The following is an 8,167-nucleotide window of genomic DNA, read 5'->3' as shown; positions in this document are numbered from 1 at the left end:
GTGTCAGACAACACATCTGTGACTGACCCACGCATTCGCCAGCAAGCCGGCTCCTACAGTAAATCGGGGTGTAGCGAAGAGGTGTCTTCGGCATTAGAAATGCGCAGAGCGTTAGCTCCAGCCTGCACGCTTTGCTTTTTGCTCTTCCTGCGCGGCGGCCCAGACGCCGCAAATCGCGACTTGGGCGCAGGCCGAGCGCACGGAGCGTCGTCGGGGTGAGGGAATCCGGACGAAGGAGAGGCCTAGCTAGGCGCAAGCACCCCCCGATAACGGTTATTCACACCGTCCCCGAGCCGCTAAACCCAGCCCGAAGAGCAAAACAAACATCACCGCCGCAACGTCTTCTGCCGCAAGATATAAACCGTCACCCCCACTGCGCTGACCACCATAACCCCCCGCGCCCAGACCGACGGCAGCAGCCAGCACGAAAACCCGATGCTCACCCACATCAGCCCGATCGCATAAACCTTCCCCTTCAGCGGAATCCCGTTGCCCTCCAGATACCCACGAATCCAAGGACCGAGCCGAGGATGATCGACCAGCCAGTGATAGAAACGAGGAGAACTGCGCGCAAAACAGGCTGCGGCCAATAGAAGAAAAGGCGTAGTCGGCAACACCGGAAGAAAGACCCCGATCACGCCAAGCGCCACACTCAGCCAGCCGACCCCTTGCAGAAAATAACGTACGAGCCGGGAGCGACTCGTACGGGGTGAATCATCAGAGCTACCATGCGCCATAGGCGCCGGCTCAATGATGGCGAGGCTTGAGGATCGCGGGTTTTTCATCCGGCGCGTGGAGCAACAGATACAGCGCGGTCAGCGCTTCAGGAATCTGCACGATCATGTCATCCATCAGATTCGCATCGGCAGCGATATCGGCGAACTCAGCCTGCTCATCGAACAGACCCGAACCGACCATGATCGGCAGCAGCATCTCGCTGACTTCTTCCTCATCATTTTCGAACCACGCCGCTTCCCGCAGGAACACGCCCTCCATGAACCCGATGCACCAGCCGCGCAATTCCGAATCATCCGGGTCGTCGCCCAGGTCCAGATCGCAAGGCAGCTCGAATTCTTCATCCGACGCCAGCTGACGTGCGATGTGTTCTTTGAGCTTGATCAGCGTGGATTCGATTTCCTCGTGCTGGGCCTGATCGGCGTAATGCGGCGGCTCGGCGAACAGCGCGTCGATCCATTCCCGGTCAGGCACCGTTTCGGCACAGATCGACAGCGCGGTCAGGTAGCCATGCGCGGCTACATAGTCCAGCGCTTCGTCATGCAGCTCATCGGCGTCGAGGAAGGCTTGCAGGCGGTGTAATTGCTCAGCGAAGGACATGGAAGGACTACCTTGGAAATAAACGATGCTGAATTCTAGGCCCTGAGGGCTCCGCGCGCCAGCGGCGAGGCCTACAGAATCGGCATTGCGTTAATTTTCGACCGCTGGTGTCACCGCTGTCCTATCGTCTGAAGCGCTCCGGTATACTGCCGCGCTTTGCGATTTTCGACAGCGAATCTTCACCCGCTGCTGCGGCACCATCCGGGGTATTTATGCTCGACCAGGCTCAACGCGTACTTAAAGACATCTTCGGCTACGACAGCTTCCGTGGTCGCCAGGGTGCCATTATCGAGCGCGTGGCCAATGGTGGTGATGCTCTGGTGCTGATGCCGACCGGCGGCGGCAAATCCCTGTGCTTTCAGGTGCCCGGCCTGTTGCGCGATGGGCTGGCAGTAGTCGTTTCTCCGTTGATTGCCCTGATGGACGATCAGGTGGCGACGCTCGAAGAACTCGGCGTGTCTGCTGCCGCACTGAATTCGACCCTGAGCGCCGAACAACAGCGCGATCTGGCCAACCGGATCCGCCTGGGCGAAGTGAAAATGCTGTATCTGGCACCAGAGCGACTGGTTCAGCCACGCATGCTGGCGTTTCTGCAAAATCTGAAGATCGCTCTGTTCGCCATCGACGAAGCCCACTGCGTCTCGCAATGGGGTCATGACTTCCGCCCGGAATACCTGCAACTTGGGCAACTCGCCGAGCTGTTTCCGGACGTGCCGCGCATCGCCCTGACTGCCACCGCTGACAAGCGCACCCGCGAAGAGATCGTCACGCGCCTGCATTTGCAGAACGCCGAGCGTTTCCTCTCAAGCTTTGATCGTCCGAATATCTTTTACCGCATCGTGCCCAAGGAACAGCCGCGCAAACAGCTGCTGGCGTTTCTCTCCGAGCGCCGCAGCGATGCAGGCATCGTTTACTGCCTGTCGCGCAAGAAGGTCGAGGAAACCGCCGCGTTTCTCAGCGACAACGGCTACCCGGCACTGCCGTACCACGCCGGTCTGCCCATCGAGACCCGCTCCGAGAATCAGCGTCGCTTCCTTAATGAAGAAGGCCTGATCATGGTTGCGACCATCGCTTTCGGCATGGGCATCGACAAACCCAACGTGCGTTTCGTGGCGCACATGGATTTGCCCAAATCCTTGGAAGCCTACTATCAGGAAACCGGCCGGGCAGGGCGCGACGGTCTGCCGGCCGATGCCTGGATGGCCTACGGGCTGCAGGACGTGCTGATGCTCAAGCAGATGCTGCAGAACTCCGAAGGTGACGAGCGCCACAAGCGCGTCGAGCATCACAAGCTCGATGTCATGCTGGCCTTATGTGAAGAAACCCGCTGTCGACGTCAGGCGCTGCTCGCCTATTTCGACGAAGACATGCCCAATCCCTGTGGGCATTGCGACAACTGCGTCGATGGCGTGCAGACCTGGGATGCCACCGAACCCGCGCGCCAGGCGTTGTCGGCGATTTACCGCACCGGTCAGCGCTATGGCGTCGGGCATCTGGTCGACGTTTTGCTGGGCAAGGAAAACGACAAGGTGCAGAGCTTCGGCCATCAGAAATTGGCGGTCTTCGGCGTCGGCAAAGGTCGTAGTGAAAGCGATTGGCGCTCCCTGTTTCGTCAATTGGTAGCCCGCGGCCTGGCCGACATTGATCTTGAAGGCTATGGCGGACTGCGGCTGAGCGATACATGCCGCCCGCTGCTGCGCGGCGAGGTCAGCTTGCAGTTGCGTCGTGACCTCAAACCCCAGACCACGCCAAAAGCCTCGGGCAGTCCGGCCAGCCAACTGGTACGTGGCGAAGAGCGCGAACAGTGGGAAGCCCTGCGCGCGCTGCGGCGCAAGCTGGCGGAGGAGCATGGTGTGCCGCCGTATGTCATTTTTCCGGATTCGACTCTGCTGGAAATGCTGCGCAGCCAGCCCGGCACCATGGCGGAAATGGGCCGGGTCAGCGGCGTCGGCGCGCGCAAGCTGGAGCGGTATGGCGAGGCGTTCCTGGAAGTGCTCGGCGGTACGGCGCCTGCGCCCCGGGTGGTTACCGATCTGCGCCACGAGCTGATCAGCCTGGCCCGCGCCGGCATGACCCCGATGCAGATCGCCGGTCAGTTGCAGTGCTCGGAAAAGAACGTCTACACAATGCTGGCCGAAGCGATTGGCAAGCAGCAATTGTCGCTGGATCAGGCGCTGGATCTGCCGGAAGACCTGCTCAGCGAGATTCAGGACGCCTTTCTTGACGGTGAGGGCGAACTGCCGCCGGTGGTCGCCATCGCTGAAATGTTTACCGGCCGCGTTCCTGAGGGCGTGCTGTACTGCGTGCGCGCGGCGTTGCAGTCCGAGTTTGAGGTTTAGCCTCGGCCGATCTCGCTGTATGAGGCGGCTTGCTGGTGAATGCGGCGGGTCAACGACGGATGTGTTGCCTGACCACCGGGTTCGTCAGCAAGCCGGCTCCTACTCGATCAGCGTCGCACCGACAATCTGTGAAGACCCCATTTACCCCACGCCAAATGCGCCGCACTCCGGTCTGCCGCGCTTTCGTGCGACGAAACACCACATCTGGCTACTTGCCTCGCCGGTATCTCCATGATTAGCTGCCTATTAATTAGCAATAGTCTTTAACCATTGAGTTACCTATGCCGTTAACAGAAGAACACCGCTTTGGCATGCAGCTGGCCAATCTGTCCCGAGGCTGGCGTGCCGAGCTTGACCGCCGCCTGGCTGATCTGGGATTGTCCCAGGCGCGCTGGCTGGTTCTGCTGCACCTTTCACGATTCGCAGAGCCGCCGACCCAACGCGAACTGGCGCAAAGCGTGGGCGTCGAGGGGCCGACCCTGGCCCGCTTGCTCGACAGTCTGGAGAGTCAGGGGCTGGTTCGGCGTCAAGCGGTCCTGGAAGATCGTCGTGCGAAGAAGATACTGCTGGGCGACACCGCCCGGCCGCTGATCGAGAAGATCGAGACCATCGCCACCGCACTGCGCCATGAGCTGTTCGAGGGCATCGATGATGAAGACCTGCGCGTATGCCTCCACGTCCACTCGAAAATTCTGGCCAATCTGGAAAAATCCTGACGATATGGCTCAATGCCTGCGACAAATACGTTGAACCTGTCGAAACATCCTGTTCTATTTGCACCCATACTGATTTTGCTCGGGCATGGTGTCCGCAAAAAGAAATTTGCAGGGAAGCCTGCCTCATAAGGGTTCGCATGCTGAAGAGTCTTCAGGCCGGTAGTCGGCGCGAGAGTCACGGGTCATTTCGCGTTCAGTCGGGTCTTCGCGCAGGGTTGCTGACGTTGGCAGTTGCCTCGGCGTCCCTGCTGCACAGCTCCATGGCGGCGGCGCTCGGCCTTGGCGATATCACGTTGCATTCGGCGCTGGGTCAGCCTTTCAACGCTGACATCGAATTGATCGAGGCTGCCGGTCTGAGCCCTGAAGAGATCGTGGTGACGCTTGCTCCGGCAGAAGAATTTGCCAAAGCCGGCGTCGAGCGAGTGTTCTTTTTCAACGACCTGCGTTTCACCCCGGTTATTCGTGGTGGCCGTGCCGTGGTGCATGTTGAATCGCACAAGGCGGTGACCGAGCCTTATCTGGACTTCGTGGTGCGGCTGGCTCGTCCCAACGGCGATCAGTTGCACGAATACACTGTGTTGCTGGATCCGCCGACTTCACCTGCTGGCCTGGCTGCAACCCGCAGCCGTGCGCAATCTCCGTCGACAGAGAATAGAACCGATCAATCCCGGCTCCCCGTTGCACCTCCCAAAGCGGTGCAGGGCAAGCACTATACCGTCGTCTCCGGTGACACCCTGGCTGGCCTCGCACGGCGGGTTCAGACACCGGGCAGCAAGGCTTCCAGCGCTGAGTTGATCAGCGGCATTCAGGCGCTCAACCCGCAGGCCTTCCCCAACGGTGAACGCAGCCAGCTCAAGGTCGGCCAAAGCCTGCTGCTGCCAGACAGCGCGACTGAACCCAAGCCCGCCTCCACAGCCTCTGCTGCGCCAAATGCTCCTGCATCTGCGGCCTCGCCTGTAACGCCTGCCGCGAAACAGGGCACTGGCGAGCAGTTGACCGCCACGGCCATGGAAAACCAGCAACTGGCCAAGACCGTCGAGGACCTGAAAGGGCAAGTCAGGCAAGTCGCCGAGGACGACGCGACCAAGAACAAGCAGATCATCGAATTGCAGACGCAACTGGCGGAGATGAAGGCATTGGCCTCCAGACCGGCTCCCGCGACTGTTCCGGTGACGGCTCCGGCGGCTGCGCCTGCCAATGCGCCGGTCCAGAAGACCGAGCCTGCTGCCAAACCGGTGGCGCCTGTCGCACGCCCTGCCGCCCCGCCCGTTGAAGACGACGACCTGCCGTGGACGACAATTGCCGCTGGGCTATTGCTTCTGGTTCTGCTGCTGGCGCTGGCCTGGTCAGTGCGGCGCAACCGGATCAAAAATCAGCTGGCACTGGAGCCAGAATTTGTCGAGCCAATCGTCAAACCCGCGCAGGCGACGGTGACGCCGGTATTCGAAGTTCCGGCAGTTACGCCCCGCCCGGTCGCCGCCGCCACGCCGAGTGCCAGTGCTGCCGCGCCTGCGGGCCAACGTCTGGCGGGGGCGGCGACCGACGCCCTGGACGGCGCCAGCATCTACATCGCCTATGGTCGTTTTGCCGAGGCGCAGGCGATCCTTCGCGAGGCACTGGAGCGACAACCGCAACGCACCGACGTGCGTATACGCATCCTCGAACTGCTCGGTGAACAAGGTGATATCGCCGGGTTCGATGAAGAAGAAAAAGTGTTGTTGAACCAAGGTATCGAACCGCAAAAACTCCAGGAAATCCGGGCCCGTTATCCGAAGCTCAGAACGGTATCTGCGCCAATCGCTGCGGCACCTGTAGATACACCGGCCACAGTCGCCGCCCCGATAGCTGCGGCTGGAGTGATCGCGGCAGTCGCTGCAGACGAAGCACTCGCCAGTGAAAAAGCGCATGCCCAGCTGGACGAGAACGCAGCGGCGTCGCTGAACCCTGATCCAGCCGACGACTTCCAGCTCAATCTCGATGACTTGTCCATGGACGCCGACTGGGATCTGGTCGATCCATTCGAGACCACCCCGGCACCGCGCAAACCTGCCGCAGACGCCCAACCTGAGCTGGACCCCACTTTCGCTTCGGATCTCACGCAGTTGCCGGAAGTCTTCGAAATGCCCGAAGAGCAGTTCCTCAGCGATTTCGCCGAGGATGAAGAGACGCCAGAGGTCGAGCTGCAATTCGAGGTAGAGCCGGAGTCAGTCGCCCAAAGCAACAGCGATCTGATGGACGACGCGTTCCTCGACAGCTTCATGACCGATGACACCGAATTCGACCTGATGGATCTGGAGGAAGAAGAGCCCTTGAGCAAGATCAACGAAGCGCAGGTGTTGATCGACGAAGGCAATATCGACGACGCCCGCCGTCTGCTGCAGGAAGTGATCGACGATTCCGACGACGGCCCGCAACAAACCGCCCGCGACCTGCTGGCGGGGCTGGGCTGAGCCATGAGCAGCAAGGCAGAAATCAGCATCACCTATTGCACTCAGTGCCAATGGCTGCTGCGTGCAGCCTGGCTGGCGCAGGAACTGCTCAGCACCTTTGGCGACGACCTGGGCAAGGTCTCGCTCATCCCCGGCACCGGTGGCGTGTTCCGCATCACCTGCAACGAGGTGCAGATCTGGGAGCGCAAGGCCGATGGCGGTTTTCCCGAAGCCAAGGTGCTCAAACAGCGGGTGCGCGACCATATCGATCCTGATCGCGATCTCGGTCATAACGACCGCGGTGCCAGCCCGCGCGCGGACTGACTGATGATCGTTCGACCTCATCCCAATCTGCTCAATGTCCTGCTCGCGCTGAAGGGCTCGATTGCCCGGCGTATCGCGTTGCGCGCGGTGATGGTGACGCTGCTGGCGGCGGTCATCGTGCTGATCGAGAGTCTGCACCCGGATTACTTCGCCAAGGTCAGCGCCACGCCATTCACCCTGCTGGGTCTTTCGCTGTCGATCTTCATGAGCTTTCGCAACAACGCCTGCTACGACCGCTGGTACGAGGCGCGCAAGGCGTGGGGGGATGTAATCACGGAAACCCGATCGATCATTCGCGAAACTCAGGTGATCAAGGACGACGCGGTACGCAGCAGCATCCTGCGCGATCTGTGCGGCTTTGCCCATGCGCTGAATGCCACTTTACGTCGCCACGATGTGCAACAAGCCGCGCAGCCCTGGTTGAGTCATTTGCCGCCTGCCGACAGCGCCAATTTCTGCGACAGGGTTCTGCGGGAGGTGGGGCGGCAATGTTCGCAGGCCAGTGAAACCGGGCAGATCAACGAGTGGCGTTACACGCTGCTGGCCAATCACCTGAGCGTGCTGAGCCGGGTCGTGACCACCTGCGACCGCATCAAACATACTCCCTTGCCGTTCCCCTACACCCTGCTGTTGCACCGTACGATTTACCTGTTCTGCATTCTCCTGCCCTTCGCCATGGCCGAACCGCTGGGCTGGATGACGCCGTTGTTCATGGCCATCGTCAGCTACACCTTTTTCGGTCTGGATGCCATCGGTAACGAACTGGAAGACCCCTTCGGCTACGACGAAAACGACCTGCCGCTGGATGCGCTGGTGCGCGTCATAGAGCGCGACGTCCTCGATGCGCTGGACGTGCGGCCACTGCCGCCGTTGCTGGAGCCGGTGGAGTTTGTGTTGAGCTGATCGGTCCGTTTCGAGAATCGGTGCAGCAGTCGCGCTCCGTTTTTCGTGCGGCTTGCATCCCGATATTCGTCAGATGGGCCGGGGTGTCGCATCTCCAAATACCCCATAAGGCAGATTGATA

The 8,167-nt window shown here is 60.7% G+C and carries 7 protein-coding genes; 5 read left to right on the top strand and 2 right to left on the bottom strand.

Features of this window, described 5'->3' with window-relative positions:
- Positions 1-326 precede the first annotated feature (326 nt).
- Both ACRER8_RS21005 and ACRER8_RS21000 read right to left on the bottom strand, forming a co-directional pair.
- Complete coding sequence (locus ACRER8_RS21005) at positions 327-737, bottom strand: YbaN family protein (protein WP_431748113.1); 411 nt, start codon at positions 735-737, stop codon at positions 327-329.
- A gap of 10 nt (positions 738-747) precedes the next feature.
- A complete protein-coding gene (locus ACRER8_RS21000) occupies positions 748-1,335 on the bottom strand; it encodes a UPF0149 family protein (RefSeq protein ID WP_431748112.1) in 588 nt (195 codons plus the stop codon).
- Positions 1,336-1,547: 212 nt separating this feature from the next.
- Between ACRER8_RS21000 and recQ the strand changes: the two genes are divergently transcribed.
- From recQ to ACRER8_RS20975, 5 genes are all read left to right on the top strand, one after another.
- Positions 1,548-3,674: a DNA helicase RecQ gene (gene recQ / locus ACRER8_RS20995; protein ID WP_431748111.1), complete on the top strand. Its 2,127-nt coding sequence runs from the start codon at positions 1,548-1,550 to the stop codon at positions 3,672-3,674.
- A gap of 281 nt (positions 3,675-3,955) precedes the next feature.
- Positions 3,956-4,390 (top strand): MarR family transcriptional regulator, encoded by a 435-nt coding sequence (locus ACRER8_RS20990; protein ID WP_431748110.1) that lies wholly within the window; start codon positions 3,956-3,958, stop codon positions 4,388-4,390.
- Positions 4,391-4,527: 137 nt separating this feature from the next.
- Positions 4,528-6,840 (top strand): FimV/HubP family polar landmark protein, encoded by a 2,313-nt coding sequence (locus tag ACRER8_RS20985; RefSeq protein ID WP_431748109.1) that lies wholly within the window; start codon positions 4,528-4,530, stop codon positions 6,838-6,840.
- Positions 6,841-6,843: 3 nt separating this feature from the next.
- Positions 6,844-7,143, top strand: coding sequence for a SelT/SelW/SelH family protein (locus ACRER8_RS20980; protein WP_431748108.1), 300 nt, complete (start codon positions 6,844-6,846; stop codon positions 7,141-7,143).
- 3 nt (positions 7,144-7,146) lie between these two features.
- The gene (locus tag ACRER8_RS20975; RefSeq protein WP_431748107.1) at positions 7,147-8,046 is read left to right on the top strand and encodes a bestrophin family protein; all 900 of its coding nucleotides are present in this window, start codon (positions 7,147-7,149) and stop codon (positions 8,044-8,046) included.
- Positions 8,047-8,167 lie beyond the last annotated feature (121 nt).

It is taken from the genome of Pseudomonas sp. (assembly GCF_050739935.1).
Taxonomy (GTDB): domain Bacteria; phylum Pseudomonadota; class Gammaproteobacteria; order Pseudomonadales; family Pseudomonadaceae; genus Aquipseudomonas.
Note: the sequence above shows the minus strand (reverse complement) of the source record. Positions and strands in the feature narration are given on the sequence as shown.